The organism is Streptosporangium vulgare (assembly GCF_042428775.1).
GTDB lineage: Bacteria > Actinomycetota > Actinomycetes > Streptosporangiales > Streptosporangiaceae > Streptosporangium > Streptosporangium vulgare.
This window is the reverse complement of the sequence record NZ_JBHMBS010000144.1, coordinates 1-678: the sequence shown is the minus strand read 5'-3', so window position 1 is coordinate 678 and position 678 is coordinate 1. Positions and strand designations below refer to the sequence as shown.

The window sequence follows — 678 nt, the reverse complement described above, 5'->3', positions numbered from 1 at the left end:
CCGATCGGGTGCTGGTCCTGCGGGAGGGCCGGGTCATTCGTGAGGCCGGCGCGGGTGAGCTGGACGAGCACGCCGTCCTCGACATGATCATGGAAGGGAGTGCCCTGTGACCCCCTCCAGGGAGGGTTCCGTGACCTCCCTCAGGGAGGCGGGCTTCGCGGCCCCCTCCAGGAAGTGCCCCGCGACCTCCTCCGCCGCGAGACCCGGGAAGCCCGGGAGCCCACGGCACGCCGGAAGCGCCGGGAACCCCGCGAGCGCCGGACGCGCAGGAACTAGTGAAAGGAACCGACAGGTCTTCATGGACGTCACCTCCCTCCGTTTCGGAGCCCCGAGCGTCTCGGCGGTGCTCCGGTGAAGCCGCCCGTGGACGAGAGCGACCGCGTCGAGGCGCCCGCTCGCAAGCCCGCCACGGTGAGCCCGCTCTCCCGCCTCGGGGAGACGCGCCACCTCGGCCTGGTGGTCGCGCTGGTGCTGCTCGCCGTGGTGGGTCTGGTCACGGTGCCCGACACCTTCGCCACGACCTCGAACATGGTGAGCATCCTGTCGCTGGCCGCCACCATCGGCGTGATCACCGTCGGCATGACGTTCGTGATCATCGGTGGGGGTATCGACCTGTCGGTGGGCGCGATCATGGCGCTGGCGTCGGTGTGGGCGACCACGCTGGCCACCCAGTCCTAC

At 70.8% G+C, this 678-nt stretch carries 1 pseudogene; it reads left to right on the top strand.

Annotated elements, in window-relative coordinates:
* Positions 1-411: 411 nt before the first annotated feature.
* Positions 412-678 (top strand): annotated as a pseudogene (locus ACFFRH_RS44395) (ABC transporter permease); the annotation flags it as partial.